22 protein-coding genes are annotated in these 26,586 nt (G+C 72.2%); 15 read left to right on the forward strand and 7 right to left on the reverse strand.

The features are described from left to right. Positions 1 to 4,007: non-ribosomal peptide synthetase (locus tag ABD879_RS13555; RefSeq protein ID WP_345021213.1), on the forward strand; the 4,007-nt coding region annotated here is incomplete at its 5' end. Here ABD879_RS13555 and ABD879_RS13560 read toward each other — a convergent pair. Continuing rightward, positions 3,935 to 5,236: a sensor histidine kinase gene (locus tag ABD879_RS13560; protein WP_345021215.1), complete on the reverse strand. Its 1,302-nt coding sequence runs from the start codon at positions 5,234 to 5,236 to the stop codon at positions 3,935 to 3,937. The genes ABD879_RS13555 and ABD879_RS13560 overlap by 73 nt on opposite strands. A 170-nt stretch (positions 5,237 to 5,406) precedes the next feature. Between ABD879_RS13560 and ABD879_RS13565 the strand changes: the two genes are divergently transcribed. From ABD879_RS13565 to ABD879_RS13590, 6 genes are all read left to right on the forward strand, one after another. Beyond that, positions 5,407 to 5,832: a hypothetical protein gene (locus tag ABD879_RS13565; RefSeq protein ID WP_345021218.1), complete on the forward strand. Its 426-nt coding sequence runs from the start codon at positions 5,407 to 5,409 to the stop codon at positions 5,830 to 5,832. Between the two features lie 80 nt (positions 5,833 to 5,912). Continuing rightward, on the forward strand, positions 5,913 to 6,488 hold the full coding sequence (locus ABD879_RS13570; protein WP_345021220.1) for a hypothetical protein: 576 nt from the start codon (positions 5,913 to 5,915) through the stop codon (positions 6,486 to 6,488). A gap of 1 nt (position 6,489) precedes the next feature. Further along, positions 6,490 to 7,698 carry an efflux RND transporter periplasmic adaptor subunit gene (locus tag ABD879_RS13575; protein ID WP_345021222.1) on the forward strand — a complete coding sequence of 403 codons (1,209 nt, stop codon included), beginning with the start codon at positions 6,490 to 6,492 and terminating at the stop codon, positions 7,696 to 7,698. Beyond that, positions 7,695 to 8,447, forward strand: a complete 753-nt coding sequence (locus ABD879_RS13580; protein ID WP_345021224.1) for an ABC transporter ATP-binding protein — start codon at positions 7,695 to 7,697, stop codon at positions 8,445 to 8,447. The genes ABD879_RS13575 and ABD879_RS13580 overlap by 4 nt, the downstream gene beginning before the upstream one ends. Beyond that, the gene (locus ABD879_RS13585) at positions 8,444 to 9,640 is read left to right on the forward strand and encodes an ABC transporter permease (protein ID WP_345021226.1); all 1,197 of its coding nucleotides are present in this window, start codon (positions 8,444 to 8,446) and stop codon (positions 9,638 to 9,640) included. Before ABD879_RS13580 ends, ABD879_RS13585 begins: the two co-directional genes overlap by 4 nt. A gap of 93 nt (positions 9,641 to 9,733) precedes the next feature. Next, positions 9,734 to 12,001 carry a peroxidase family protein gene (locus ABD879_RS13590; RefSeq protein ID WP_345021228.1) on the forward strand — a complete coding sequence of 756 codons (2,268 nt, stop codon included), beginning with the start codon at positions 9,734 to 9,736 and terminating at the stop codon, positions 11,999 to 12,001. A 122-nt stretch (positions 12,002 to 12,123) separates the two neighbouring features. Here the strand turns inward: ABD879_RS13590 and ABD879_RS13595 are convergent, their stop codons facing one another. Further along, positions 12,124 to 12,777, reverse strand: a complete 654-nt coding sequence (locus ABD879_RS13595) for a response regulator transcription factor (protein WP_345021230.1) — start codon at positions 12,775 to 12,777, stop codon at positions 12,124 to 12,126. A 334-nt stretch (positions 12,778 to 13,111) separates the two neighbouring features. Here ABD879_RS13595 and dpgA point away from each other — a divergent pair, with 334 nt between their 5' ends. The 8 genes from dpgA (at position 13,112) to ABD879_RS13635 (ending at position 20,169) form a co-directional block, all read left to right on the forward strand. Beyond that, complete coding sequence (gene dpgA, locus ABD879_RS13600) at positions 13,112 to 14,230, forward strand: 3,5-dihydroxyphenylacetyl-CoA synthase DpgA (RefSeq protein WP_345021233.1); 1,119 nt, start codon at positions 13,112 to 13,114, stop codon at positions 14,228 to 14,230. 5 nt (positions 14,231 to 14,235) lie between these two features. Continuing rightward, the gene (dpgB, locus tag ABD879_RS13605; protein WP_345021235.1) at positions 14,236 to 14,886 is read left to right on the forward strand and encodes an enoyl-CoA-hydratase DpgB; all 651 of its coding nucleotides are present in this window, start codon (positions 14,236 to 14,238) and stop codon (positions 14,884 to 14,886) included. 286 nt (positions 14,887 to 15,172) lie between these two features. Beyond that, positions 15,173 to 16,246, forward strand: a complete 1,074-nt coding sequence (gene hppD, locus ABD879_RS13610) for a 4-hydroxyphenylpyruvate dioxygenase (RefSeq protein WP_345021237.1) — start codon at positions 15,173 to 15,175, stop codon at positions 16,244 to 16,246. A 386-nt stretch (positions 16,247 to 16,632) separates the two neighbouring features. Beyond that, positions 16,633 to 17,616 (forward strand): prephenate dehydrogenase, encoded by a 984-nt coding sequence (locus ABD879_RS13615; protein WP_345021239.1) that lies wholly within the window; start codon positions 16,633 to 16,635, stop codon positions 17,614 to 17,616. Further along, positions 17,613 to 17,975: a chorismate mutase gene (gene aroH, locus ABD879_RS13620; protein WP_345021241.1), complete on the forward strand. Its 363-nt coding sequence runs from the start codon at positions 17,613 to 17,615 to the stop codon at positions 17,973 to 17,975. Before ABD879_RS13615 ends, aroH begins: the two co-directional genes overlap by 4 nt. A gap of 46 nt (positions 17,976 to 18,021) precedes the next feature. Further along, positions 18,022 to 19,089, forward strand: coding sequence for an alpha-hydroxy acid oxidase (locus tag ABD879_RS13625; RefSeq protein WP_345021244.1), 1,068 nt, complete (start codon positions 18,022 to 18,024; stop codon positions 19,087 to 19,089). A gap of 85 nt (positions 19,090 to 19,174) precedes the next feature. Continuing rightward, the gene (locus tag ABD879_RS13630; RefSeq protein WP_345021246.1) at positions 19,175 to 19,939 is read left to right on the forward strand and encodes a ParB/RepB/Spo0J family partition protein; all 765 of its coding nucleotides are present in this window, start codon (positions 19,175 to 19,177) and stop codon (positions 19,937 to 19,939) included. Beyond that, positions 19,837 to 20,169, forward strand: a complete 333-nt coding sequence (locus ABD879_RS13635; protein ID WP_345021248.1) for a hypothetical protein — start codon at positions 19,837 to 19,839, stop codon at positions 20,167 to 20,169. Before ABD879_RS13630 ends, ABD879_RS13635 begins: the two co-directional genes overlap by 103 nt. Positions 20,170 to 20,228: 59 nt before the next feature. On the opposite strand, the gene htpG is transcribed toward ABD879_RS13635, so the two are convergent. From htpG to ABD879_RS13660, 5 genes are all read right to left on the reverse strand, one after another. Next, the gene (gene htpG / locus ABD879_RS13640; RefSeq protein ID WP_345021250.1) at positions 20,229 to 22,130 is read right to left on the reverse strand and encodes a molecular chaperone HtpG; all 1,902 of its coding nucleotides are present in this window, start codon (positions 22,128 to 22,130) and stop codon (positions 20,229 to 20,231) included. Between the two features lie 324 nt (positions 22,131 to 22,454). After that, on the reverse strand, positions 22,455 to 23,951 hold the full coding sequence (locus ABD879_RS13645; RefSeq protein ID WP_345021254.1) for an FAD-dependent oxidoreductase: 1,497 nt from the start codon (positions 23,949 to 23,951) through the stop codon (positions 22,455 to 22,457). 764 nt (positions 23,952 to 24,715) lie between these two features. After that, the gene (locus ABD879_RS13650) at positions 24,716 to 25,024 is read right to left on the reverse strand and encodes a hypothetical protein (RefSeq protein ID WP_345021256.1); all 309 of its coding nucleotides are present in this window, start codon (positions 25,022 to 25,024) and stop codon (positions 24,716 to 24,718) included. A 244-nt stretch (positions 25,025 to 25,268) separates the two neighbouring features. After that, positions 25,269 to 25,454, reverse strand: coding sequence for a hypothetical protein (locus ABD879_RS13655; protein ID WP_345021257.1), 186 nt, complete (start codon positions 25,452 to 25,454; stop codon positions 25,269 to 25,271). A gap of 377 nt (positions 25,455 to 25,831) precedes the next feature. Then, positions 25,832 to 26,482: a TetR/AcrR family transcriptional regulator gene (locus ABD879_RS13660; RefSeq protein WP_345021259.1), complete on the reverse strand. Its 651-nt coding sequence runs from the start codon at positions 26,480 to 26,482 to the stop codon at positions 25,832 to 25,834. Positions 26,483 to 26,586: the final 104 nt, after the last annotated feature.

Consider the following 26,586-nt stretch of genomic DNA (forward strand, 5'->3'; position numbering starts at 1 on the left):
ATCTGGGCGGTGACTCGCTGCTGGCGATGCGGCTGCTCGCCCGGATCCGGGCGGTCTTCGGCACCGAGATCGGCATCCGGACCCTGTTCACCGAACCGACCGTCGCGGCCGTGGCCAGGGCGGTCAGTGCGACCGGGACGGGCGGCGTCCGTCCGGCGCTCACGGCCCGGCCTCGGCCGCAGGTGCTGCCGCTGTCGTACGGGCAGCAGCGCATGTGGTTCCTCAACCGGCTGGAGGAAGCGGGTGCGGGCGCCGGCTACATCCTGCCGATGGCGCTGCGCCTCTCAGGGCGGCTGGACGCGGCCGCCCTGGAAGCCGCCCTGGGCGACCTCGCCGACCGGCACGAAACCCTCCGCACCATCTACCCCGAGACCGGCGGAACCCCCGTCCAGCGCATCCTGACCGGACCGGACGGACGCCCGCCGCTGGTCGTCACCGAGGTCACGCAGGACGAATTGGGCGAGGTGGTGGCGGCCGAGGCAAGCCGGGGCTTCGACGTCGGCAGGGACCTGCCCTGGCGGATCCGGCTGTTCGCGCTGGGAGACGACGAGTACCTGCTCCTGATCGTCGCCCACCACATCGCGGTGGACGGCTGGTCGATGGGCGTCCTGGCCCGCGACCTGGCCGTCGCCTACGCCGCCCGGCTGGAGGGCCGCGCACCGGACTGGGCGCCGCTGCCCGTCCAGTACGCCGACTACGCGATCTGGCAGCGCGAGGTCCTCGGCGACCTGGACGACCCGGACAGCCTGATCAGCTCCCAGCTCGGCTACTGGCGCGAGGCGCTCGCCGGGCTGCCCGAAGAGCTGGCGCTGCCCACCGACCGGCCGCGTCCCGCCGTGCCCTCGTTCAAGGGCGCGTCCGTGCCTCTCCGGCTCGACCCGGAGGTCCACGCCGGTCTCCTGGAGGTCGCCCGGCGCAGCGGAGCGACCGTCTTCATGGTCGCGCAGGCCGCGCTGGCCGTCCTGCTCGCCCGGCTCGGCGCCGGCACGGACATCCCGTTCGGCACCGCGATCGCGGGGCGGGGCGACGCCGCCCTCGACGACGTCACCGGGTTCTTCGTCAACACCTTGGTGCTGCGCACCGACGTCAGCGGCGACCCCACGTTCGGTGAGCTGCTCGCCCGGGTCCGCGAGACCGACCTGGCCGCCTACGCCCACCAGGACGTGCCGTTCGAACGGCTGGTGGACGACCTCAGCCCGTCCCGCTCGCTGTCCCGTCATCCGCTGTTCCAGGTGATGCTCGCCGTCCAGAACACTCCGCGTGCCGAGGGCGAGTGGGAGCTGCCGGGCCTGGACGTGCAGCCGATGCCGCCGCTGGAGGGCACGGAGGCGGCCAGGTTCGACCTGTCGGTCACGCTGGTCGAACAGCGCGGCCCCGACGGGGCTCCCGCCGGGATCGGCGGCGACATCCAGTACGCCACCGAGCTGTTCGACGAGCCCACCGTCCGCCGCATCGCCGAACGGCTGGTCCACGTGCTGGCACAGGTCGCCGCCGACGCCGACACCCGAGTCAGCCGGATCGAGATCCTTGAGGAGGGGGAGCGCGACGCGCTGCTCACCGGCTGGAACGACACGGCCGCGGAAATTCCCGGGACCACGATTCCCGAGCAGATCCGGGCGTGGGCGCAGCGCACCCCGGACGCGGTGGCGTTGCGGTGCGGTGAGGTGTCGCTGACCTATGCCGAGCTGGAGGCGCGCTCGAACCAGCTGGCCCGGTACCTGCGGGATGCCGGGGTCGGTCGTGAGTCGGTGGTGGGTCTGTCCCTGCCGCGTGGTGTGGACGCGATCGTCGCCATGGTCGGCGTGTGGAAGGCGGGTGCCGCGTACGTTCCGCTGGATCCCGAGTACCCGGCCGACCGGTTGGGGTTCATGCTGTCCGACAGCGGCGCGTCTCTGCGGATCGACTCGTTGGACGAGTTGATCGCGGGTCGGTCCTGCGAGCCGCTGGATGTCGAGTTGGACCCGGCGAGCCTGGCGTACGTGATCTACACGTCCGGTTCGACGGGCCGTCCGAAGGGCGTGATGGGTCACCACGGCGGCATGGCCAATCTGGTGGAGGCGTTGCGGCCGGTCCTGGGCGCGGCTCCGGGCAAGTCGGTATTGCAGTTCGCGTCGTTCAGCTTCGACGCCTCCGTGCTCGACATCGCGGTGGCGCTGTCGTCGGGTGCGGCGTTGGTGATCGCCACGCCGCAGGAGCGCGCCGAACCGGCAGCGCTCACCCGGATGCTCAACGAGCGCGGGGTGGACGCGGCGAGCATCGTGCCGTCTCTGTTGAGCGTCCTCGACCCGACGCAGGTCAAGAGCGTGAACCGGTGGGTGCTGGGTGCCGAACGGCTGTCGGCGGACCTGGCCGCACGGTGGGCAGGTGGCGACCGGTTGTGGAACACCTACGGTCCGACGGAGACGACCGTCATGGCCACGGTCGGCCTCGTGGACGCTCCAGGCACTCCGCCGATCGGCCGTCCGATCGGCAACACCAAGACCTTCGTCCTGGACGAGTTCCTCCAGCCCGTCCCCGCCGGAGTGACCGGCGAACTCTACATCGCCGGTGCGGGCGTCACCCGCGGATACGTCAACCGCCCGGCGCTCACCGCTGAGCGGTTCGTGGCCTGCCCGTTCGCCTCCGGCGAGCGGATGTACCGGACGGGTGACCTGGTCCGCTGGACGAGCGACGGACGGTTGGAGTTCGTCGGTCGAGCGGATGAACAGGTCAAGATCCGCGGCTTCCGGGTGGAACCCGGCGAGGTCGAAGCCGTCCTGACCGAGCACGAGAGCGTCGATCGGGTGGCGGTCATCGCCCGTGAGGACCGGCCCGGCGACAAGCGCCTGGTCGCCTACGTCGTGCCCACGACCAGCGGCGCCGACGCCGCCGACCTCCGCGAGCATCTGGCGGCGCTCCTGCCCGACCACATGGTACCGTCGGCGTTCCTGATGCTGGAGTCGCTGCCGCTGACGGTCAACGGCAAGCTCGACCGGGCCGCGCTGCCCGCCCCCGGCGACATCGCCACCGCCTCCGGCCGCGAGCCGCAGACGGCGGTGGAAGAGGTGCTGTGCGGCCTGTTCGCCGAGGTGCTCGGGCTGCCCAAGGTCGGTGCGGACGTCAGCTTCTTCGATCTCGGCGGTGACTCGCTGCTGGCCATGAAGCTGATCGCGCAGATCCGCGGCAGGCTCGACACGGAACTGAGCGTCCAGACGCTGTTCCTCACCCCGACCGTGGAGGCCCTGGCGGCGGCGCTGCACGAGGGGGGAGAGTCCTACGACTTCGCCCCGGTGCTGCCGCTGCGGGAGGTCGACGGCGACGAGCGCCCGGTGTTCTGCGTCCACGCGGGGCACGGGCTGAGCTGGTGCTACACCGAGCTGCTCCGCCACCTGCCGGACCGGTATCCGGTGTACGGGCTGCAGGCGCGCGGCCTGGACGGCGGGGAGCCGCTGCCGGAGAGCGTCGAGGAGATGGCGGCGGACTACTTCCGGCGGATGCGGGCCATCCAGCCCGAGGGGCCGTACCGGGTGCTCGGCTGGTCGTTCGGCGGCCTGGTCGCGCACGCCCTCGCCACCCACATCCAGGAATGCGGGGAGCAGGTCGAACTGCTGGCGATCCTCGACTCCTACCCGTTCCAGGTGGTGGACCGCCGGGACGAGCTGCCCGCCGACGCCGGGGAGCGGGCCGGGGAAGAGGAGCCGGTGACGGAGTGGTTCGACAACCGTCCCGACCTGGACGCCGGGGAGGGGGCCGACGAGACGTTGGCGGCGATCGACCGGATCGACGCCAACAACGAGGCTTTGATGAAGAGGTTCACCCCGGCGGTGTTCCACGGCGACCTGCTGCTGTTCGTCGCGGCCCTCGACCGTCCGGACTTCTCCCCGGCCGAGCAGGCCCCGGAGATCTGGGCGCCGTACGTGCGGGGCGGCGTGGTGAGCCACCGGGTGGAGTCGGCTCACCGCGACATGGTCAAGCCCCGGTCGATGGCCGAGGTGGGCCGGGTGCTGTCCGACTGGTTGGGGGCCTGATGGGGCGGGGGGAAGGTCACGGTGATGGCCAGCCCGCCCTCCGGGCGGGGCACGGCGTCGATCGCGGCGCCGTGCGCCGTCACGATGGCCTGCACGATGGACAGGCCGAGCCCGAGGCCGCCGTCGCCGCGGCGTTCGGCGCGGTTGACCCGCTGGAACGGCTGGAACAGCCGCTCCAGGTCGGCCTCGGCGACGACGGGGCCGGTGTTGGTCACCGACAGCACGGCCTGCCCGGCGCGCTCCTCGACGACGACGTCCACCACGCCGTTCGGGACGTTGTAGCGCAGCGCGTTGTCGACGAGGTTGACCACGAGGCGTTCGACAAGATCGGCCTTGCCCGCCGCGCGGGCCGGCGTCAGCCGCGCGCCCAGCCGGACGCCGCGGACGTCGGCGTCGGCCCGCCGGGACGCCACCACCTGCCGCACCACCTCGGCCAGGTCGAACGGCTTGCGGACGTCCAGCCCGGCCTGGCCGCGGGCGAGGGTGAGCAGCGCGTTGATCAGCCGTTCCTGCTGCTCGCCGGAGACGAGCACCCGCTCGTGCGCGGCGCGCAGGGACTCGACCGTGGCGTCGGGGTCCGACAGCGCGACCTGGACGATGACCCGCTGCCGGGCCAGCGGGGTGCGCAGCTCGTGCGAGGCGTTGGCGATGAACCGGCGCTGCGCCTGGAACGCCGACTCCAGCCGGGCCAGCAGGTCGTCGATGGTGTCGCCGAGCTCCTTGAGCTCGTCGACCGGGCCCTCCAGGGCGAGCCGTTCGTGCAGGTTGTTCGCCGAGATCTCGCGGGCGGTCGCGGTGATGGTGCGGACCCGGCGCAGCACCCGGCCGGCGACGATCCACCCGAGCAGGATGGAGATGAAGGCCATGATGCACAGCGCGACGCCGGACTGAACGAGCAGTTCGCGCATCTGGTCGGCGCGCTGCTGCTCGGCCTGCGCCTCCAGCAGGCGGGACTGCTCCAGCACCTGCTCCTCGGTGAGGCCCCGGGCGCTGACCACCAGGTTGCCGGGCTCGGGGTCGAGGTGCTTGCCCTCGACCCTGGCGCTGGCGCCGCTCGGCGCGGTGTAGGTGTACCCGTGGGCGGTGGCTCTGCTGACCAGAACGTACGTGATGCCGAGCAGCAGCGCCCCGGAGAGCAGGAACAGCACCCCGTACAGCAGCGTCAGCCGTAGCCGGATGGTCTGCCGGGGCAGCCGGAACTTGCCGGGCAGGCGAAGCGGCCAGCGCATCATCGCTCCCTTCGGGGCGGCGGTCATGGTCATATTTCCAGATCAAGGGTTTCTGTCGGGTTTCACCGTACCTCGCGGCAATTGATGGGCCGCTCGGTGGTGATACCCCCGCGAAACCGTGATTCCCATAGAACAGTGTCGACCCGAGGTCCATGCGAAGGAGAACGAAAATGCGGAAGAATGCCGGTGCCGTCATCGCCGTCGTGGCGGCTCTGCCGCTGTTCCTGGGGGCCTGCGGCGGCGGGGACGACTCCTCCGGGAGCGCCGCGCCGTCCAAGGCGGCCGAGCAGGGCACCCAGCCCGCCGCCCCGGGCGGTGAGAAGGTGACGCAGACCAACGAGCCGTCCGGGCCGCCGCTGAAGCCCGCCGGCAAGATCGACCGGGCCAAGGTGCTGGAGTACTCCAAGTGCATGCGCGCCAACGGCCTGAAGGACTTCCCCGACCCGGACGCGTCGGGCGCGATTCAGATGAACGGCGACCTGGTCGACCCGGCCTCGCCGGAATTCCAGAAGGCGCAGGAGAAGTGCGGCGACCTCATGCCCGGCGGGGGCGCCCCGACCTCGATCTCGACGCGCGGTCCGGAGAGCGGATCCTGACGTCCGGCGGGGACGATACGGGCCCGAAACCATTCCCCCGGTACCAATGACTCAGGCGATCCCTCCAGAAGGGAAATGAAATGAAGCAACGTCACGGCAGGTCCGCCGTCGCGCTGGCGGGCGGCCTGCTGCTCACGCTGATGTTCACCGGGGCCTGTTCCGGCGAATCCGAGGGGCCCGGTGTCGCCAACGTCGGCACGAAGAGCAGCGCCGCCCCCGGAAGCGGCGGCGATGCGGGGTCGGGCGACCCGGTCGCGTACGCCAAGTGCATGCGCTCCAACGGGCTGCCGAACTTCCCCGACCCCGACGCCAACGGCGCCATCCGCATCACCGGCGGACCGGACAACCAGCTGAACCCCGAGTCCGCCCAGTTCAAGAAGGCGCAGCAGGCGTGCAAGGCCTACGAGCCCAAGTCGGGCGAGGGCGCCCCGCAGACCGACCGCAACGCCGCGGTCGCGTACGCCAAGTGCATGCGCGACCAGGGCGTCACCAAGTTCCCCGACCCCGACCCGCAGGGCGGGATCAAGCTCAACGCCAACGAGATCGACCAGAACTCGCCGCAGTTCAAGAAGGCGGCGGACGCCTGCGCCAAGTACCAGCCGGGCGGGCCCGGCGCCAACAGGTCCACCACCGGGAACGGGAATGCGGGAGGATGACGTGAGCACCACGCAGCCCGTGCACAGCGCGCCGTCGGGCGACTCGGAGTCCGGGCGCACCGCCGGCCTGGCCACGGGCCCGGCCGGGCAGACCACCGACCCCCGGCTCAAGCCGCGCCGGCCGCGCCGCCGCCGGCGCCGCCGCATCGTGGCCGCCGGCGCCGCGGTCGCCGTCGTCGGAGCGGCCGGGGTCGCCTACGCGGTGTCCACCTCCGGCTCGTCCGGCGAGAAGAACAACAACTGGACCAACAACTCGCCGACCTCGCTGGCCTCGGTCACCCAGGGCCGCCTGTCGTCGCGGATCCCGGTCAGCGGCACGCTCGGCTACGCCGGCAGCTACAAGATCATCAACAAGGCGAGCGGCACCTTCACCAAGCTGCCCAAGGTCGGCCAGACGATCAAGTCGGGCCAGGTCATGTACCGGGTGGACGGCAAGCCCGTCATCTTCCTCAAGGGCAGCACGCCGGTCTACCGCGACCTCAAGCGCGGTCTCAAGGGCGCCGACGTGCGGGCGCTCAACACCGCGCTGGTCGCCCTCGGCTACGCCGACCGCAGCGAACTCAACCCCAAGTCCAACTACTTCGGCTGGGCCACCGAGGACGCCGTCGAGGAGCTCCAGGACGACATGGGCCTGGAGGAGACCGGCGAGGTCGGCACCGACATGGTCGTGTTCCTGCCCCGCGACCAGCTGCGGGTCACCGAGGTCAACGCCACCAACGGCACCCGGGCCGGCACCGACATGACCGTGTTCTCCGCCAGCTCCACCGACCGGCAGATCTCGGTCGATCTGGAGGCCAGCAACCAGGGCAACGTCAAGCCCGGCGACAAGGTCACCATCACGCTGCCCAACCTCAAGACCACCCAGGGCGTCGTGACGGCCGTCGGCGCCGTCGCCAAGAAGGCCGACGACGGCTCGCTCACCGTCGGTGTCACCATCCGGCCGCTGGACAAGAAGGCGACCGGCACCCTCGACAAGGCACCGGTGCAGGTGTCCATCGTCACCGAGACCGAGGACAGCGTGCTGTCGGTGCCGGTGAACGCGCTGCTGGCCCTGGCGGGCGGCGGCTACGCCGTCGAGGTCGTCGGGGCCAACGGGGCGCGCACCCTGGTGCCCGTCGAACTGGGGATCTTCGACAACGAGGCGGGCCGGGTCGCGGTCACCGGCCAGGGCCTGACCGCCGGACAGAAAGTCGTGGTGCCCGCGTCATGACCGGTGACTTCGCGGCGCCGGGTACCGCCGTGGCGCTCCAAGAGGGCCGCGGCGGCCTCCCGGTTCTCCAACTGGACCAGGTGAGCAAGGTCTACCCGGGCGAGTCGCCGGTGCTCGCGCTCGACCAGGTCAGCTTCACCATCCGGCAGGGCGAACTGGTCGCGATCGTCGGGCCGTCCGGGTCGGGCAAGTCGACCCTGCTGCACCTCATGGGCACCCTCGACCGTCCCACCACCGGCACGATCCGGCTGCTCGGCGAGGACGTGGCCGAACTCAGCGACGGGGAGCTCGCCGGGCTGCGGGCCACCACCATCGGGTTCGTGTTCCAGCAGTTCTTCCTCGCCGAGTACTCCACGGTGCTGGAGAACGTCGCCGACGGGCTGCTGTACGCGGGCGTGCCGCGCGGCAAGCGGCGCGAGCTGGCCGCCGAGGCGCTGGAGCGGGTGGGGCTGTCGCACCGCGCGTCGTTCAAGCCCGGCAAGCTGTCGGGCGGCGAGCGCCAGCGCGTCGCCATCGCCCGGGCCCTCGTCGGCCGGCCGGCGATCCTGCTGGCCGACGAGCCCACCGGCAACCTCGACAGCAACAACGGCGCCAGCATCTTCCAGCTGCTCAAGGACCTCAACGCCGAGGGCGCCACCATCGCGATCATCACGCACGACCGCGATCTGGCCAACCGGCTGCCGCGCCGCATCGAGGTCCTCGACGGCCACATCATCGCCGACACCACCGACGAAGGGCGGCTGTCATGAGCGTCGCCGCGCCACTGCGGATGCAGCCCGCCGACCTCGCCCGCACGGCCAGCGTCGGCCTGCGCACCAGGAAGCTGCGCGCCGCGCTGTCGGCGCTGGGCATCGCGATCGGCGTGGCGTCGATCGTGGCCGTCCTGGGGCTGTCGGCGTCCTCCCAGGCGGGCCTGCTCGCGCAGATCGACCAGCTCGGCACCAACCTGCTGACCGTCACCAACGGCAAGAACCTGTCGGGCGAGGAGACCAAGCTGCCCAAGGAGGCGCCCGGGATGATCCGCCGGATCGGTCCCGTGCAGCAGGTGCAGTACACCGGCATCGTCGACGCCAAGGTCTACCGCAGCCCGCTGATCCCGAAGGTGAACACCAACGCGATCACGGTGGCCGCCACCAGCCTGGGCCTGCCCGACGCGGTGCGCACCTCGGTCGCCCAGGGCCGCTTCCTCAACGCGGCCACGGCCGAGCAGGCCGTCGCCGTGCTCGGCTCCACCGCCGCCAAGCGGCTCGGCATCGACCGCATCAACCAGGGGCAGCGGATCTCGGTGGGCGGCGAGTGGTTCTACATCGCCGGCATCCTGAACTCCGCGACGCTGGCGCCGGAGGTCGACTCCTCGATCCTCATCGGGTTCCCCGCGGCGCAGCGGTTCCTCGGATTCGACGGGCATCCGTCCACCATCTACGTCCGCTCCGCCACCGACCAGGTGGAGAACGTGCACGCGGTGCTGGCCGCCACGGCCAACCCGCAGAACCCGACCCAGGTCGAGGTCAGCCGCCCCTCCGCCGCGCTGGTCGCCCGGGCGGCGGCCAAGTCCGCGCTGAACGGGCTGTTCCTGGCGCTCGGCGCGGTGGGGCTGCTGGTCGGCGGGGTCGGCGTCGCCAACACGATGATCATCTCGGTGCTGGAGCGCCGCTCCGAGATCGGGCTGCGCCGGGCGCTCGGCGCCACCCGGGGCCATATCCGCACCCAGTTCCTGTCAGAGGCGATCCTGCTCACCATGCTGGGCGGCGTCGTCGGCGTGGTCGCCGGGGGAGTGGCGGTCGCGGTCTACGCCGCCGTCCAGGACTGGCAGATCGTCATCCCGCCGCTGGCCTGGGGCGGCGGCCTGGCGGCGGCGGTGGCCATCGGGGCGGTGGCGGGCCTGCTCCCGGCGATCCGGGCCGCCCGGATGTCCCCGACGGAGGCGCTGCGCACCGTGTGACCGTTCCGCTCCTGGACGCTTCCCGAGCACGCACCGCCCCGCCGATACTGGGGCGGGAATGCGCGGAGATCACGTCTCCGAAAGGGAGCGGAAATGAGAACAGTGAAAATGCGGCGGCCGTTCACCGCGACGGCCGCCGCATTGCTCACGGGAAGCGTCACCGTTCTTTCGGGCCCGGCCGGCGCGCTGGCGGCCCCCATCGAAGTGCAGAGCCTGGACGGCAGCGGCAACAACCTGAAACATGCCGACTGGGGCCGCGCGGGCTCGAACTATGCGCGGCTGGCGCCCGCCCGGTACGGCGACGGCCTCAATTCGATGTGGAACGGGCCGAACAGCCGCTACGTCTCCAACCGGTTATTCAGCGACCAGGGACGGGACCCCGACGGCAGGCTCAACTCGGTGAACATCTTCTCGGAGAACCAGGTCTCCCAGTGGGGCTGGGTCTGGGGCCAGTTCATCGACCACACCGTCGGCCTGGCCCTGGGGCGGGAGGAAGGCGACCCGCACGGCGAGCAGGCCGACATCCCGCTCGATCCCGAGGACCCGCTGGAGAACATGAAGTTCCCCGCCACGGTCCCGTTCACCCGCTCCGCACCCGCCCCCGGCACCGGTGTCACCTCGCCGCGCCAGCAGGTCAACACCGCCAGCTCCTACATCGACGCGTTCAACGTGTACGGGGGCACCAAACAGCGGCTCGACTGGATGCGCGAGGGCACCGTCGACGGCGACCCGTCCAACAACGGCGCGCGGCTGCTGATGCCGGACGGCTACCTGCCGCGCCGCGACGCCAGGGGGGACGCCTCCACCGCCCCGGCCATGGAACTGGGCGGCAGGCTCGTGTCAGACCCCGCCAGCGCCGTCGTGGCGGGCGACATGCGGGCCAACGAGAACATCCTCATCACCGCGGTGCAGACCCTCTTCGCGCGCGAGCACAACCGGATCGTGGGGCTGCTGCCGAAGTCGATGCCGGACGAGCAGAAGTTCCAGATCGCCCGCCGCGTCGTCATCGCGGAGATGCAGTACATCACCTACAACGAGTTCCTGCCCGCCATGGGCGTCCGCCTGGCGCCCTACACCGGGTACAACCCGCGGATCAACGCCACCCTCAGCACCGAGTTCGCCTCCGTAGGGTTCCGCGTGCACAGCATGATCCACGGTGATGTCGTCCTGGAGACCGACGCCGCCCGCTACAGCGACGCCGACCTCGACGTGTTCCGCGACGAGGGGCTCATGCCGACGCTGAGCGAGGACGGCAAGAAGATCACGCTGACCGTCGTGCTCAACCGGGCGATGCACAACCCGGCGCTGATGAAGCGGCTCCAGCTCGGCCCGATGCTGCAGGGGATCGGCGGCAAGCCGCAGTACCGCAACGACGAGCTGGTCGAGGAGCTGGTGCGCAACGTGGTGTGCTCCGATCCGCCCACCTGCGTGTCCGACCTGGCCGCCATCGACCTTTCCCGGACCCGCGACCACGGCATCCCCAGCTACAACCAGCTGCGCAAGGCGTACGGGCTGCCGCCCAAGAAATCGTTCAAGGCGATCACCGGCGAGTCGTCGGAGGACTTCCCCGCCGACCCGGAGCTCACCCCCGGCGACGAGATCAACGACCCCGACAGCATCGACTTCACCCGCCTGACCAACCTGTTCGGCACCGACCTGGACATGCGGGACGAGGCGGCGCTGACCGACCCGGTCGCCTTCACCCGCCGCACCCCGCTGGCCGCGCGCATGAAGGCCATCTACGGCTCGGTCGACAAGGTCGAGGCGTACGCGGGCATGCTCGCCGAACCGCACGCCCCCGGCGAGGAGCTCGGCGAGCTGGAGAAGGCGATCTGGACCAAGGAGTTCCAGCGGCTGCGCGACGGCGACCGGTTCTTCTACGGCAACCAGATGCACACCCTGAACGCCATCAAGAAGTCCTACGGCATCGACTTCCGCAGGAACCTCGGCGACATCATCGCCGACAACACCGACCTGGAGCGGTCCGAGCTGCCGGGCAACGTCTTCTACGTCGGCGGCCAGGTCCCGCCCGAACGCTGCCACGTCGCCTACCGGGTCACCGGGCGGCAGGGCTCCGGCTCGGGGACCTTCACCGCCCGGGTGCGGATCACCAACACGGGGCGGCGGCCCATCAACGAATGGGCGCTGCGCTTCCGCTACCTGAACGGGCAGAAGGTCACCGGGGCGCGGGGCGGCACCGTCGCGCAGAACGGCACCGACGTCACCGTCACCGGCTCCGCAGGCACCCCGATACCGCCCGGCCGCACCCGCCAGGTCGAGGTCACGGCCACGCGGGACGGCGGCAACCCGGCCCCGGACAAGTTCACCCTCAACACCACCGCCTGCTCACGATCGGCGTGACGGCGCGCCGCCGTGAAGGCGCGCCCGCGATGCCGTGACGGGCGCAAAACGGCGAGGCCCGGCCGCGGAGGCGATCCGCGGCCGGGCCTCGCCGCAGCAGGCGGCCGTCCGGCGCCGCGCGTTCAGATCCGGTAGCCGCGCCGGGCGACCGTCTCGATGATCGGCGGGTCGCCGAGCTTGGCGCGCAGCCTGCTGATCGTCACCTTCACCGCGTGGGTGAACGGGTCGGCGGTCTCGTCCCACACCCGCTCCAGCAGCTCCTCGGCCGACACCGCCCGGCCCTTGGAGGCCAGCAGCAGCTCCAGCACCCCGAACTCCTTGGGCGTCAGATCCAGCGGGCGGTCGCCCCGGCTGGCCCTGCGGCGCGCGGTGTCGACCACCAGGTCGCCGTGCCGCAGCACCGGCGGCACCACCGGATGGGCCCGCCGGGCCAGCGCCGTGATCCGCGCCACCAGCACCGGGAAGTCGAACGGCTTGGGCAGGTAGTCGTCGGCGCCCAGGCCCAGCCCGTCCACCAGGTCGTCGGTGGACGACGCCGCGGTCAGCATGAGGATCCGGCCGCGGGTCTCCGCCGACACCAGCGCCCCGCACACCTCGTCGCCGTGGGTGCCGGGCAGGTCGCGGTCGAGCACGATGACGTCGTAGTCGTTGGTCAGCGCGCGCTCCAGCCCGTCGGTGCCGTCGAACGCGACGTCGACCGCCATCCGCATGCGGCGCAGCCCCGAGGCCACCGCGTTGGCCATCTCCTCGTCGTCCTCGACCACCAGAACGCGCATGCACGCCCCCAGAACCGGTGTCCAACCTCAACCCTTGCGACACCTCAGAATGCCGCACGGCCGGTTTCGGCACGGTATCCCCGCGCGCCACAGAGACGTGTCCAACCGCCCGGGTCTCCCGGTTGGACGGCCGTCCGCGCACCCTTGTTGGGGGCGACCGCGCGGTCTAGCGTTCGGATCGCCCCGGACAGCCCCGCGAACCGTGCGCACGCATGCCGCGCGCATGTCCCGCGAATCGTCACGCAGTCGGCACAGAAAGGACAGGGAGCATGTCGGCCGAGCACGTCAAGCCGCTGCTGCGGAGCCAGCCGCGCAGATGGGGGTGGATCTACCGATGACGATCAGCCTCGAAGCCCCGCACGAGTTACCCGCCGCCCCGGCCGCCGAGCCGCCGGAGCTGACGCGGGTCGCGGGCGTGGGGACCGCGGTGGCGGGCGAGCCCGTCACCCAGCCCGAACTGCTCGACCTGCTGGACATCACCGACCCCCGCATCCGCTCGGTCTTCCTCAACAGCGCGATCGACCGCCGCCACCTCACCCTTCCCGAACCCGACGAGCACGGCAGGCGGTCCAGCGAGCCCCAGGGCGACCTGCTGGACAAGCACAAGCGGCTGGCCGTGGAGATGGGCGTCAAGGCCCTGGAGGCCTGCCTGAAGGACGCCGGGGCGACCCTCGCCGACCTGCGGCACCTGTGCTGCGTCACCTCCACCGGGTTCCTCACCCCCGGCATCAGCGCCCTCATCATCCGCGAACTGGGCATCGACCCCCACTGCAGCCGCTCCGACATCGTCGGCATGGGCTGCAACGCCGGGCTCAACGCGCTCAACCTCGTCGCCGGCTGGTCCGCCGCGCACCCCGGCGAACTGGCCGTCGTGCTGTGCACCGAGGCGTGCTCGGCGGCCTACGCGCTGGACGGCACGATGCGCACCGCCGTGGTCAACAGCCTCTTCGGCGACGGCGCCGCAGCCCTCGCCCTCGTCTCGGGCGCGCCCGGCGAGTCCGCCGCGCCGCGCGGCCCGCGCGTGCTGAAGTTCTCCAGCTACATCATCACCGACGCGATCGAGGCGATGCGCTACGACTGGGACCGGGACCAAGGCCGGTTCAGCTTCTTCCTCGACCCGCAGATCCCCTACGTGGTCGGCGCGCACGCGGAGATCGCGGTGAACCGCCTGCTCGCCGGGACCGGCCTGCGCCGCAGCGACATCGCCCACTGGCTGGTGCACTCGGGCGGCAAGAAGGTCATCGACGCCGTCGTGGTCAACCTCGGGCTGAGCCGCCACGACGTCCGGCACACCATCAGCGTGCTGCGCGACTACGGCAACGTCTCCAGCGGGTCGTTCCTGTTCTCGTTCGAGCGCCTCCAGGAGGAGAACGTGGCGCGACCCGGCGAGTACGGCGTGCTCATGACCATGGGCCCCGGTTCCACCATCGAGACGGCGCTGGTGCGGTGGTGACGGCGATGAGCGACGAACTTCTGCTCCGCATCGACGGCTCCCGGCCCGTCACCGCGGCGTCCGTCGAAGCCGTCCAGGCGCTGTGCGACGCCGCCGAGGACCGCACCGGCCCCGGCATCGTGACCCTGCACGTCTCCGGCGCCCCCGAGGGGGACTGGACCGCCGGCCTCGCCGTGGGCCTGGTCTCCAAGTGGGAACGCGCCGTGCGGCGGCTCGAACGGCTCGGCAGGCTGACGGCCGCGGTGGCGTCCGGCGACGTCGGCGGCACCGCCCTCGACGTGCTGCTCGCCGCCGACCTGCGGATCGCCGACCCCGGCACGCGGCTGCTGGTCGCGCGGCACGGCGAGGCCACCTGGCCCGGCATGGCCCTGTACCGGCTCGTCCAGCAGGCCGGCACGGCCCGCGTCCGCCGGGCCGCGCTGCTGGGCACGCCGATCGAGGCGGGCGAGGCGCTGACCCTCGGCCTGATCGACGAACTGACCGGCGACCCGCGGGCCGCCCTCGCCGCGATCGCCGAGCAGGCGGCCGGGCTGGCCGGCAGCGAGCTGGCGATCCGGCGGCAGCTGATGTTCGAGGCCGCCGCGATCAGCTTCGAGGACGCGCTCGGCGCGCACCTGGCCGCCTGCGACCGCGCCCTGCGCCGCGCGGCGCACTGACCGGACGGGCGGCCACCGGGAGGGCCGGCCGCCGGTCGGGGGACGGCGCCGGGCGCCTGCGCGCGCCCGGCGCCGTCCCGCGGCGGGAAAAACATGCGGTTTCCGGTCCGCTGCCATACCGGTATCCGCGCGGCCGACCGGATTCCGCGGCGGCCGCGGACCACTGGACGCCGATGATTCTGGGTTGGACAACTCTCCTTTCTTCCGGAATCTGTGAGGATGGGCGTACACCGCTCGGCCGGCGTCCAGAAAGGACGCCGACGCGCACCAACGGAGGTTTGGCGGTATGAAAATCGACTCGATCGACCACGTCGAGTTATACGTCGAGGACGCCGAGGGGACCGCGGGGCGCCTGTGCGATTCCTTCGGGTTCGCGGTGGCCGGACGCGGTGGCCCCGACACCGGCCTGCAGGGCTGCCGGACGATCCTGCTGCGGCAGCGGGAGATCACCCTGCTGGTGACCGAGGCGCTCGACCCGGCGCACCGGGCGGCCGAGTACGTGCAGCGGCACGGCGACGGCGTGGCGGTGATCGGCCTGGCCGTCGACGACGCCCGCGCCGCCTTCGCCACGGCGCTGGAGCGGGGCGCCGAGCCCGTCAGCCCCCCGGAGGAGTCCGGGCCGGAAGGCGCCCGGGTCACGTTCGCGTCGGTGACGGGCTTCGGTGACGTCGAGCACCGCTTCGCCTCCCGCGAGGCGTCCTACGCGCCGTTCGCCCCCGGTGTCATCGACGAGACCGGCGACGCCGGCGCGAGCGGGCTGCTGCAGTCCGTGGACCACGTCGCCGTGTGCGTGCCCGCCGGCGAGCTGGACGGGCTCGTCCGCCGCTACCTGCAGGTCTTCGGCTTCGACAAGATCTTCGAAGAGCGGATCGTGGTCGGCTCCCAGGCGATGGACTCCAAGGTCGTGCAGAGCTCGTCCGGCAACGTCACCTTCACCATCCTGGAGCCCGACACCACCCGCGCCCCCGGCCAGATCGACGAGTTCGTGGCCAACCACGACGGCGCCGGCGTCCAGCACCTGGCCTTCCTCACCGCCGACATCGCGGCCGCGGTGCGCGACTGCACCGACCGCGGCGTGCGCTTCCTGACCACGCCGGACGCCTACTACGACGCCCTGTCCGGCCGGCTCGGCAGCGCCGACCTGCCCGTGGACACGCTGCGCGAGCTCAACATCCTGGCCGACCGCGACTCCTTCGGCGAGATGCTGCAGATCTTCACCGAGTCGACGCACCCGCGCCGGACCCTGTTCTGGGAGCTGATCGAGCGGCGCGGCGCGCAGACCTTCGGCAGCAACAACATCAAGGCCCTGTACGAGGCCGTCGAGCGGCGCCGTGCCGCCGACCAGCACGCCGGCTCCTGAAAACGGCGCGGTGGCCGGGGCGGCGCACCCCCGGTCCCGCCGGCAGCGGCCCACCGCCGCCATCACCGCTCTTTCGGCCCCCGTCGGTGATGGCGGCGGGGGGCCATGGGCCGGCGGCGCTCCCGCCCTTCCGGATTCACCGGGCAATTCTCGCCGCGATTACCCGCCGGCCGGCGGCGGCCGCCGACCGACGCGCATTCTTTGTTCGCCTCCGCCGCGATCCGCGTGCGGACGGGCAATGCGTCCCGCCGTTTTCCCGCCGTTCCATATGTGGGTTGGACGGCCGGCCCGGTGGGATACTTCTTCGGCAAAACGCCGGTGACGTGTATGCGGCCGTGCCCGCCCGCAATTCATGTCCTCCGGCGACGTCGCACAGGAGATGCCGAGTGATTCGCAGCATGGCCGTCATCGGCACCGGTCTGATCGGTACCTCGGTCGCCCTCGCGGCGAGCCGGCGCGGCCTGACCGTGTACCTGGCGGACCGCGACGAGTCGGCGGCCGCGGCCGCGGCGGCACGGGGCGCGGGACGGGCCGAGCCCCCGCCCGGACCGGTCGACCTGGCGGTCCTGGCCGTTCCGCCGAGCCAGGTCGGCCCCGTGCTCGCCGAGCAGCAGAAGAGGGGGCTGGCGCGCAGCTACACCGATGTCGCCAGCGTCAAGTCCGAACCCGAGAACCAGGTCCTGGCGAGCGCCCCCGAACCGTCGGCGTTCGTGGGCGGCCATCCCCTCGCCGGAGGGGAGCGCTCGGGACCGCTGGCGGCCAGCGCCGACCTGTTCACCGGCCGCGCCTGGGTGCTCACGCCGTCGCCGCTGACCTCGCAGCGCGCCCTGGACCGGGGGCGGGAGCTGGTCGAGGTGTGCGGCGGCGTGCCGCTGGTGATGCCCAGCCGCGTCCACGACGAGGTCGTCGCCCTCACCTCCCACCTGCCGCACGTCGTCGCGAGCCTGCTGGCGGCGCGCCTGCTGGACGGCCCCGAGGAGACGCCGCTGCTGGCGGGCCGGGGGCTGGACGACGTCACCCGGATCGCGGGCGGCAGCTCGCTGCTGTGGAGCGACATCCTGCGGGCCAACGCCGCCCCGGTCGCCCGGATCCTGGGCGACCTGCAGGCGGACATCACCGGCCTGCTGGCCGCGCTCAACGACCTGGCCCTGCCGGGGGACCGCAGCGGCGCGCAGAGCATGCGCACGGTCATGGACCTGCTGGACCGGGGCATCGCCGGCCGCGCCAGGATCCGCGGCGGCGCGGACGGTCCGCGCGGCCCCCGGGCGGCCGTCCCGCGCGCGGCCGGGCACCCGAAGGCGCGCGAGAGCGCGCACGACGCCGCCGACGGCGTGCGGCGCGAGCCGCACCAGCAGGAGGTGATGCCATGACCGTACGGGCCATACGCGGCGCCACCCAGGTCGAGGCCGACACCCGGGACCACATCCTGGAGGCGACCACCGAACTCGTCGTCGAGGTGATGAAGCGCAACCGGCTGGAGCCCGACGACGTCATCAGCGTGCTCTTCACCGCCACCCCGGACCTGACCGCCGAGTTCCCCGCGCTCGCCGCGCGCCGCATCGGCCTGGACGGGGTGCCGCTGATGTGCGCCAGCGAGATCGACGTCCCCGGGGCGCTGCCGCGGGTGGTGCGGCTCATGGCGCACGCCCACACCGATCTGCCGGCCGCCGAGGTGGACCACGTCTACCTGCGCGGGGCCGCCGCGCTCCGTCCGGACCTCGCGGGATAGACCCCGCCGCCGGCGCGCCGGGACGCACACACCAGGAGGAGGCGGCATGCAGATGCCCGCGTTGACGCTGCAGGACTACCGGCGGCTGGCCCAGGAGCGGATGGAGCGGCCGGTCTGGGACTTCTTCGAGGGAGGCGCGGGCGAGGAGCACACCCTCGCGGCCAACGAGCGGGCGTTCGACCGGGTGCGGCTGCGTCCCACCGTGCTGCGGCCCGCCGCCGGCCCCGACACCACCTGCAAGATCCTCGGCCGGACGTGGGCGGCGCCGATCGGGGTCGCCCCGATGGCCTTCCACACGCTGGCCCACCCCGACGGGGAACTGGCCACCGTCCGGGCCGCCGCCGCCCGGGGCCTGCCCGTCACCGTCAGCACGTTCGCCGGGCGCGCCTGCGAGGAGCTGGCGGCGGCCGCCGCCGGGGCGCCGCTGTGGCTGCAGCTGTACTGCTTCCGCGACCGGTCGGTCACCCGGCGGCTGATCGAACGCGCCGAGCGCGCGGGCGCGGAGGCGCTGGTCCTCACGGTCGACGCCCCGCGGCTCGGCCGGCGCCTGCGCGACGTGCGCAACGATTTCCGGCTGCCGCCGCACATCGTCCCGGCCAACCTCGACGGCGGCGGGTTCTCCTCGCCCGCCGCGCACGCCCGTGCCGAGCTCGACCCCTCGCTGGACTGGTCCGCGGTGCCCTGGCTGCGCTCGGTCACCTCCCTGCCGGTCCTGGTGAAGGGCGTCCTGACGGCGCCGGACGCGCTGCGCGCGGTGGAGGCCGGCGTGGACGGCATCATCGTCTCCAACCACGGCGGCCGGCAGCTCGACGGCGTCCCCGCGACGTTGGAGGCGCTGCCGGAGATCGCGGCGGCGGTGCGCGGCGCCTGCCCCGTCCTCATCGACGGCGGCATCCGCCGCGGCCGCGACGTGCTGGCCTGCCTCGCCCTCGGCGCCGACGCGGCGCTGGTCGGCCGGCCCGTCCTGCACGGCCTGGCCGCCGGCGGCGAGGACGGCGTCGGCGGGGTGCTCGACATCCTCCTCGAGGAGCTCCAGGACGCCATGACCCTCACCGGCACCCGCTCGCTGGCCGACATCCTGCCCGACCTGGTGCGGACAGGAGAGCCGTGGTGACCGCCCGCCCCGACACGCCGGCCCGCGCCGGCGCACCGCCACCGTCCCCCGCCGTCCACTGCACCGACGAGGGGTATCACCTGCGATGTCAGTCCAGCCCCACGTAGACGGCGCGTCCCACGACCAACCGGTCACGATCCCGATCGACAACCTCCTGCACGCCGACTCCCCCCGTCTGGACGGAGAGGACACCGACCACATCCGAGTCCTCGCCGAGGTGGGCCAGGACCTGCCGCCGATCCTGGTGCACCGGGAGACGATGCGGGTGATCGACGGAATGCACCGGCTCCGCGCCGCGAAGCTCAACGGCAGGCGCCACATCGCGGTCCGGTTCTTCGAGGGCCCCGCCGCCGGCGCCTTCGTCGCCGCGGTCCGGGCCAACATCAGCCACGGGCTGCCGCTGTCGCGGGCCGACCGCGAGGCCGCCGCCGAACGCATCCTCGCCTCGCACCCGGGGTGGTCCGACCGGGCCATCGGAGAGGCCGTCGGCCTGGCGCCCACGACGGTCGCCCGGATCCGCGGCCGCCGCGCCGACCGCGACGGGCAGCCCCAGGCCCGCATCGGCCGGGACGGCCGCGTCCGCCCGATCAACGGCGCCGCCGGGCGGCGGCTCGCCGGGCGGCTGTTCGCCGAGCACCCCGACGCGTCCCTCCGCGAGGTCGCCGAGCAGGCCGGCATCTCCCCGGCGACCGCCAGGGACGTGCGGGAACGGCTGCGCCGGGGCGAGGACCCGGTGCCCCCAAGCTGGTGCTGGCCGAGCGCAGGAAGCAGGCCGCCGGACGCGGCGACCGCTCCCGCGCACCGGCCGCCGGACCGCGGCGGCGGCACAGCGCCCCCGACATCGAGCTGATCCTGCGCAAACTGCAGCGCGACCCGTCGCTCCGGCTGACCCAGGACGGGCGCCTGCTGCTGCGCTGGCTCAGCACGCACGCGCTGAAGGCCGACGAATGGGAGGGCATCGGGGCCGAGATCCCGGCGCACTGCGTCCCGCTCGTCGCCGACCTGGCCCGCGACCTGGCCGAGCAGTGGGGACGCATCGCCGAGAGCCTGGCCCGCAGAGCGCGCACCGAGATGGCGTAGGCGGCGGACCGGGCGGCGCCACGACCCGCGGCCGCGGCGCCGCCCCGCCCGCGGCGCGCTCAGTCGCCGGCGCCGCCGGTCAGGTCCACCAGCAGGCCGTTGAGCCGGTTGACGAAGTCGGACGGATCGTCCACGCGTGCGCCCAGGGTGAGCACGGCCTGGGTGAACAGGACGTGGGCCCAGTCGGCCAGACGCGGGTCGTCCAGGTCGCGGTTGAGCCGTTCGACCAGCGGATGCCGCGGGTTGATCTCCAGCACCGGCTGGTTCGGCAGCCCGGAGCCGCGCAGCCGCCGCGCCAGCGTCAGCTCGGTGTCGGCCTCGTTGGCCACGATGCAGGCGGGGGACGTGGTGAGGCGGCTGGACACCCGCACGTCCCACGCCTTCCCGGCCAGGGCCTCCTTCAGCTTGCCGACCAGGTCGGCGTAGTCGGCGCTGGCCTGCTCCGCCTCCTTCTTCTCCGCCTCGTCGGCCAGGTCGCCGAAATCCGGCACGCCCTGCGCGACCGACTGCAGCCGCTTGCCGCCGAACTCCTGCAGCAGGCCGGTCACCACCCAGTTGTCCACGGCCTCGCTCAGCAGCAGCACCTCGATGCCCTTCTTGCGGAACGCCTCCAGGTGCGGGCTGGCGGTGGCGGCGGCCAGAGTGGGGGCCAGCAGGTAGTAGATCTTGTCCTGGCCCTCCTTCATGCGGTCCACGTAGTCGTGCAGCGACACGTCCGCCTCCTGCGTGGCGGAGTGCGTGCTGGTGAAGCGCAGGAGCTCGGCGATGTCCTCGCGGTTGGCCGGGTCGTCGGCGATGCCCTCCTTGAGCACGCTGCCGAACTGCTTCCAGAACTCGGCGTACTTGTCCGGCTCGTTGTCGGCCATGTCCTTCAGCAGCCTGAGCACCCGCTTGACCGCGCTGGAGCGGATGTGGTCGACGGCGCGGCTGCCCTGCAGCATCTCCCGGGAGACGTTCAGCGGCAGGTCCGCCGAGTCGATGACGCCCCGCACGAACCGCAGGTACCGGGGCAGCAGCCGCCCGTCGTCCTCCAGGATGAACACCCGCTGGACGTGCAGCCGGACGCCCCGGCGCGCCTGCGGCATCCACAGGTCGTACGGGGCGTGGGAGGGGATGTAGAGCAGCAGCGTGTACTCGTACCGGCCCTCCACCTTGGCGTGCAGATAGGCGAGCGGGTCGGAGAAGTCGTTGGTGATGTGCCGGTAGAAGTCGTGGTAGTCGCGTTCGGTCAGCTCGTTCTTGGGACGCGTCCACAGCGCCGACGCCTGGTTGACGGGGCTGTCCCCGCCGGCCTGGTCCGCCCCGGATCCGCCCTGCGCGCCCAGCACGATCGGCACGCTGATGTGGTCGGAGTACTTCTGGATGATCGACCGCAGGCGGTGCTCGTTCAGCAGGTCCTCTTCGCCCTCGCGCAGGTGCAGCACGATCGTGGTGCCCGGCTCCGCGCGCTCGACGGCCTCCAGGGTGTACTCGCCCTTGCCGTCGGAGGACCAGCGGACCCCCTCCGCGGCGGCGGCCCCGGCCCGCCGCGTGGTCAGCGTCACCCGGTCGGCGACGACGAACGCCGAGTAGAACCCGACGCCGAACTGGCCGATGAGGGCGGCGTCGCCGCGCCGGTCGCCGCTCAGCGAGCGCAGGAACTCGGCGGTGCCGGACCGCGCGATGGTGCCGATGTTGTCGATCACCTCGGCCCGGCTCATCCCGATGCCGTTGTCGGCGACGGTGATCGTGCGCGCGTCCTTGTCGTATTCGACCCGGATCCGCGGCGGCGCGTCGTCCTCGCCCAGATCGGGCCGCGACAGCCGTTCGAAACGCGACCGGTCGATCGCGTCGGACGCATTGGAGATCAGCTCGCGCAGGAAGATCTCCTTGTTGCTGTAGAGGGAATGGGCCATGAGGTCCAGCAGCTGCGTCACCTCGGCCTGAAAAGTGAACGTTTCTGCGTCCGCCTGTGAGGTCACCCGCCACCTCGCCGTTTGTTTCGTTCGGTTGGGGCGGCCGGCGATGTCCCCCGCGCCGCGGTGTCCCCGCGATTCAGTCAGCCGGGGCGCCGCCCGCCGATGATCGCGGCAGGAATTGTAGATTTACCGGTTTTCCGGGTCAACGCAGCGCATTTTCCGGGACCGGCACGGCTGCGCGCGGGACCGGTGCGCGGACCGGCCGCCGGGCCCTGGGCGGGGGACCGCCCGTCGCCACCGCGTCAGGCCCTCGGACGGCGACGTCGCCGGCCGCGCGTCGTCGTGCGAGGGCCCGAAGCTCTCCAGATCCTGCTGCCGGGCCGCCGGTCAGCCGCCCTGCGGGCGCGTCCAGTGCAGGCCGTCCTCGGACGGCACGAGCCCGCCGCTGAAGACCGGAGTGTCGGCGCCGGCGTCCGCGCCGAGCAGCGCCCGGGTCTGCTCCTGCGAGCCCTGCGCCATCGCATGGCTGACCACCGACGACTTGAACAGCGGCGCCATCGACCGCTCGTTGCCGCGGACGACCTCGTCGACCGCGTCGGCGAACTCCGCCGACCGCTGCTTCAGCCGCAGTGCGGCTGACTCGGCGTCGCGCAGGTCGAACTCGTCCGCCGAGATGCCCGCGACCAGCTCGATGAACGACTCCAGTTCGCCGCGGGTGTTCTTGGTGACCTTCTTCGCCGACCAGAAGTAGGAGTTCTCGTCGACGTGCATGTCGTAGAAGGACATCAGGAACTCGTAGAAGACGCCGTACTCGCGGCGGTACCGGTGCTCGAACTCGGTGAAGGCGGCCTCCTCGTCGACCGTCCCGGCGAGGACGCTGTTGATGGACCGGGCCGCCAGCAGCGCGCTGTAGGTCGCCAGGTGCACGCCCGAGGAGAACACCGGGTCGACGAAGCAGGCGGCGTCGCCGATGAGCACCATGCCCGGCTTCCAGAACCGGGTGTTGTTGTAGGAGTAGTCCTTGCGCACCCGCAGCCTGCCGTACTCGCCGGTGGTGACCCGCGTCGCCTCGGACAGGAAGTCCTTGATCAGCGGACACTCGTCGATGAGGTTGCGCAGCGCGACGTCGGGGTCGCCCTGGATCTTCGCGGCGTCCTCGCGGCGCACCACCGCGCCGACGCTGGTCAGCGTGTCGCTCAGCGGGATGTACCAGAACCATCCGCTGGGGAACGCCGCGCACAGGATGTTGCCCGAATTGGGCTGCGGAAGCCGCTTGCCGCCCTCGAAGTATCCGAACAGCGCCACGTTGCGGAAGAACTCCGAGTACTCGCGGGTGCCGCCGACGTGCTTGTAGATGCGGCTGGTGTGGCCGGAGGCGTCGACCACGTAGCGGGCCGTCACCCGGTGCTCGTTCCCGTCGGCGTCGGTGTAGGTCACGCCGCGCACCCTGTCGCCGTCGTCGATGACCCCGGTGACCGGGCACCGCTCGCGGACGTCCACGCCCTTGCGGCGCGCGTTGTCGAGCAGGATCTTGTCGAACTTCATCCGCTCGACCTGGTAGGCGAACGAGGTGCTGCCCGCCGTCTTCTGGGAGATCGAGAACGCGAACGTCCAGGGGTCGGGATTGGCCCCCCAGCGGAATGTGCCGCCGCGCTTGAGGACGAATCCGGCCTTGGCCAGATCGTCCGCCGCGCCGCTGAGGCGGCAGATCCCGTGCACCGTCGACGGTAAGAGGGATTCGCCGATCTGGTAGCGCGGGAACGATTCCTTCTCCAGGATCAGGACGCGGTGCCCCCGCATCGCCACGAGCGCCGCCAGTGTCGAGCCGCCGGGCCCGCCCCCAACGACGACGACATCGAATTCCTCGTGATTGTCGGTGCTCATTCCCGTCGCCTTTCGGTTGGGGTTCTCGCTGGGGAAAGCATGCTCCCTTCGGCCCCTGTCCGCCACCCGGCGGGCCGTCCATGGCGGCCGCCGCCACCGCGCCCCCGTTTCCGTCCGCAGCCCGGGACGCCGTTCCTGCTCGGGCCGATCGGCGGCCGGCCGTGCGGGGGTGTGCGACGGGCCGGCGCATCGGCCTTCCCGCAGGTCGCGCGCACCGGCATGCACGTGGTCCTGGCGCGGGCGTCGATGCCGGTCAAGGCGCCGCCTTTCCGGTCGGTCACCGGACTAAAGCGGCGGGGAGGCCGAACGCAAGAGTTTCACCGCAGTCGTCCAACCGCACGGCTGTTTCAGTTGAACACCGCCGGCGGCGCCGACATTGACACGTCACCGCGCGAACGCCATGCTGTGAACACCCGCGTATGGGGCGGGCATTTACGCCTGCTCGGCATGCGGTAACCGGTCTCGCCGGGGAAAGCTCGCATGCCCGACGCCCGACGGCGCATTTCCTCACACGGTCGGCGCCCATCCTCGGCTGCGGGTTCTTCTACGTCTGAAGCGTCCGGAACTGGCCGACCATGGTGTGCGGCGGCCGGCCGATCAGCTCACCGAGGCGGACGCTCAACCGCTCGACCGGCTCGTCTCCGCCGCGTCGACACCCAGGACGCACCGGCATCCACGTGTTCTCCGGCCGGGGCCGACCGGGGCCGCGGCCACAAGCGGTCGCGTGCCCCGGCCCCGATGGGCGGCCGTTGACGCGGGTACGGTCAGCGCAACCGGGTGGGCGCGCTGACGGCCTCGGACGTGCTGACGCCGTTCGTCGCGATCACCTTGACGAGGAGCTCGCCGCGGGCGGCCGGGCCGGGCTGCGGCAGGTGGAAGGGCGGCCGGTCGAGCGACACGCCCACGGTCTGCCAGGTGCCGCCGCCGTCCTCACTGATCTGGACCGCGAACGTCTGGCCCGCCTCGGCCGGACGGTCGAGATCCACCGCGACCCGGACCCCGTCGTCCGCCGGCAGCACCCGCACCGCCCCGAGCCGCGGCGGCGGGCCGCCCGGCCGGAATGTGTCCACCACCTGGTCGCCGAGGAGCAGCTCGATCGCCGCGGCGCCGGCCGGGACGGCACGACGGCGTCGACGAGCCCGGTGCGGTCGTCGCCCGCGCCCAGCTCGGAGTCCAGCTTGACGGGCACCGGAGGGTCGCCGAGAGACCGGCCGTCCGGATCCACCACCCGCACGGTGGCCTCGGCCCCCTCGGCCGGCGGGGTCGGCGCCAGGTTCGGCACCGCGTTGACGTGGGAGATCGTCCCGCGTCGTCCGGTCAGGTCGACCCGGGCGACCCGAACGGCGGAGCCGCCGTGGCCGCGACGACGCCCTGGCCGCTCTGGACCTCCGCGACCGGATATGCCCGCGCCAACCAGGACAGCAGCAGACGGAAGTCGCGGTCGGTCGGCGCGACCGTGCGCGGCGGAGTGCCCCACCGATAGGTGAAGCCGATCAATCTCACCCGGAGCGGCACGCCCCTCGTGGAAGAAGAGGACCGGCCGCACCAGCCGGGCCCGCAACGGCGGCCGTCCGCCGGCCCGTGGCCGAGCTGTGCACGGCCCACACCATGGCCGAACACTGCTTCACCCAACTCGAGCAACTCCACGCCGTCGCTGCGCGCTACCGGCTTCGTCCTGTGGCTACCGCCTCAAGCGCCGTCGGGCGGTGGCCGCTCGCCATGACAAGCTCGCCGTCCGCTACCAGGCCACCCTGGTGGCCACCGCCATTAACGAACGGCTTCGCCGACAGGGAACACGCCTTCAGAACGCAAGATCCTGTGATCTCGGCTCGGAGGCGGCGGGGGAGTCCTTCGCCCGGCGCCTTCCGTGAGGATCACGATCAGCGATCGGCACGGCCAGAGCTCGATGATGGCTCTTTTCCCGTGTGCTCGGCGGCCTGGGGCTCGATCTGCACGGCGCGCAGGGCGTTCGTCACGAGTTCGCGGGCGTAGGCGGCGTCCAGGCGGCCGGGGCGGAAGAGGATGCGGTACATGATCGGCGCCACGACACGGTCGATCACCAGTTCCGTCTCGGGCACCGGCTCCCCCCGCTGCACCGCACGGGCCAGCACGGTGTCGATCTGCTTTGCGGCGTACGCCGAACACTGGCCGGCATTGGCGCCGTCGGGGTCGCCGAGCAGGGCGTCCCGGATATAGGCGCGCCCGGACGGCGAGGCCATCTCGTCCAGGAACTGTTCCGCCCACGCGTCGAGATCGGCCCGCAGGCCGCCGAGATCGGGCGGCTCGGATTCCGGGCGCAGTCGTTCGACGGCCACGTCGGACAGCAGTTCCTGCAGGTTCCCCCAACGACGGTAGATGGTGGAGGGGGTCACGCCCGCCCGAGCGGCCACCATCGGGACCGTGAGCGCGTCCCGGCCCACCTCCTCCAGCAGTTCACGGACCGCCGCGTGGACGGACTGCTGTATGCGTGCGCTGCGCCCACCGGGGCGGACCATGGGCCTGGGACTCACGCGATCCACCTTAATGCGCATTTGTTGCTTCTAGGCGGTGGTCGGCGCCGGTGACCTGCGGGGCCGTACGTCCGGGCGGCGGACGTCCCCGCGGCGAGGCGATCGCACGCCGACCGGAACGTCCG

Source organism: Actinomadura keratinilytica (assembly GCF_039539665.1).
In the GTDB taxonomy this organism is placed as follows: Bacteria; Actinomycetota; Actinomycetes; order Streptosporangiales; family Streptosporangiaceae; genus Spirillospora; species Spirillospora keratinilytica.

Excerpts from the sequence above, each read along its gene's own strand:
- ABD879_RS13590 (WP_345021228.1), top strand. The coding sequence starts at position 9,734 with ATGAGAACAGTGAAAATGCGGCGGCCGTTCACCGCGACGGCCGCCGCA.
- ABD879_RS13645 (WP_345021254.1), bottom strand. The coding sequence starts at position 23,951 with ATGAGCACCGACAATCACGAGGAATTCGATGTCGTCGTCGTTGGGGGC.
- ABD879_RS13580 (WP_345021224.1), top strand. The coding sequence starts at position 7,695 with ATGACCGGTGACTTCGCGGCGCCGGGTACCGCCGTGGCGCTCCAAGAG.
- dpgA (WP_345021233.1), top strand. The coding sequence starts at position 13,112 with ATGACGATCAGCCTCGAAGCCCCGCACGAGTTACCCGCCGCCCCGGCC.
- ABD879_RS13570 (WP_345021220.1), top strand. The coding sequence starts at position 5,913 with ATGAAGCAACGTCACGGCAGGTCCGCCGTCGCGCTGGCGGGCGGCCTG.
- hppD (WP_345021237.1), top strand. The coding sequence starts at position 15,173 with ATGAAAATCGACTCGATCGACCACGTCGAGTTATACGTCGAGGACGCC.
- ABD879_RS13630 (WP_345021246.1), top strand. The coding sequence starts at position 19,175 with ATGTCAGTCCAGCCCCACGTAGACGGCGCGTCCCACGACCAACCGGTC.
- ABD879_RS13660 (WP_345021259.1), bottom strand. The coding sequence starts at position 26,482 with ATGCGCATTAAGGTGGATCGCGTGAGTCCCAGGCCCATGGTCCGCCCC.
- ABD879_RS13565 (WP_345021218.1), top strand. The coding sequence starts at position 5,407 with ATGCGGAAGAATGCCGGTGCCGTCATCGCCGTCGTGGCGGCTCTGCCG.
- ABD879_RS13595 (WP_345021230.1), bottom strand. The coding sequence starts at position 12,777 with ATGCGCGTTCTGGTGGTCGAGGACGACGAGGAGATGGCCAACGCGGTG.
- ABD879_RS13560 (WP_345021215.1), bottom strand. The coding sequence starts at position 5,236 with ATGCGCTGGCCGCTTCGCCTGCCCGGCAAGTTCCGGCTGCCCCGGCAG.
- ABD879_RS13585 (WP_345021226.1), top strand. The coding sequence starts at position 8,444 with ATGAGCGTCGCCGCGCCACTGCGGATGCAGCCCGCCGACCTCGCCCGC.
- ABD879_RS13625 (WP_345021244.1), top strand. The coding sequence starts at position 18,022 with ATGCAGATGCCCGCGTTGACGCTGCAGGACTACCGGCGGCTGGCCCAG.
- dpgB (WP_345021235.1), top strand. The coding sequence starts at position 14,236 with ATGAGCGACGAACTTCTGCTCCGCATCGACGGCTCCCGGCCCGTCACC.
- aroH (WP_345021241.1), top strand. The coding sequence starts at position 17,613 with ATGACCGTACGGGCCATACGCGGCGCCACCCAGGTCGAGGCCGACACC.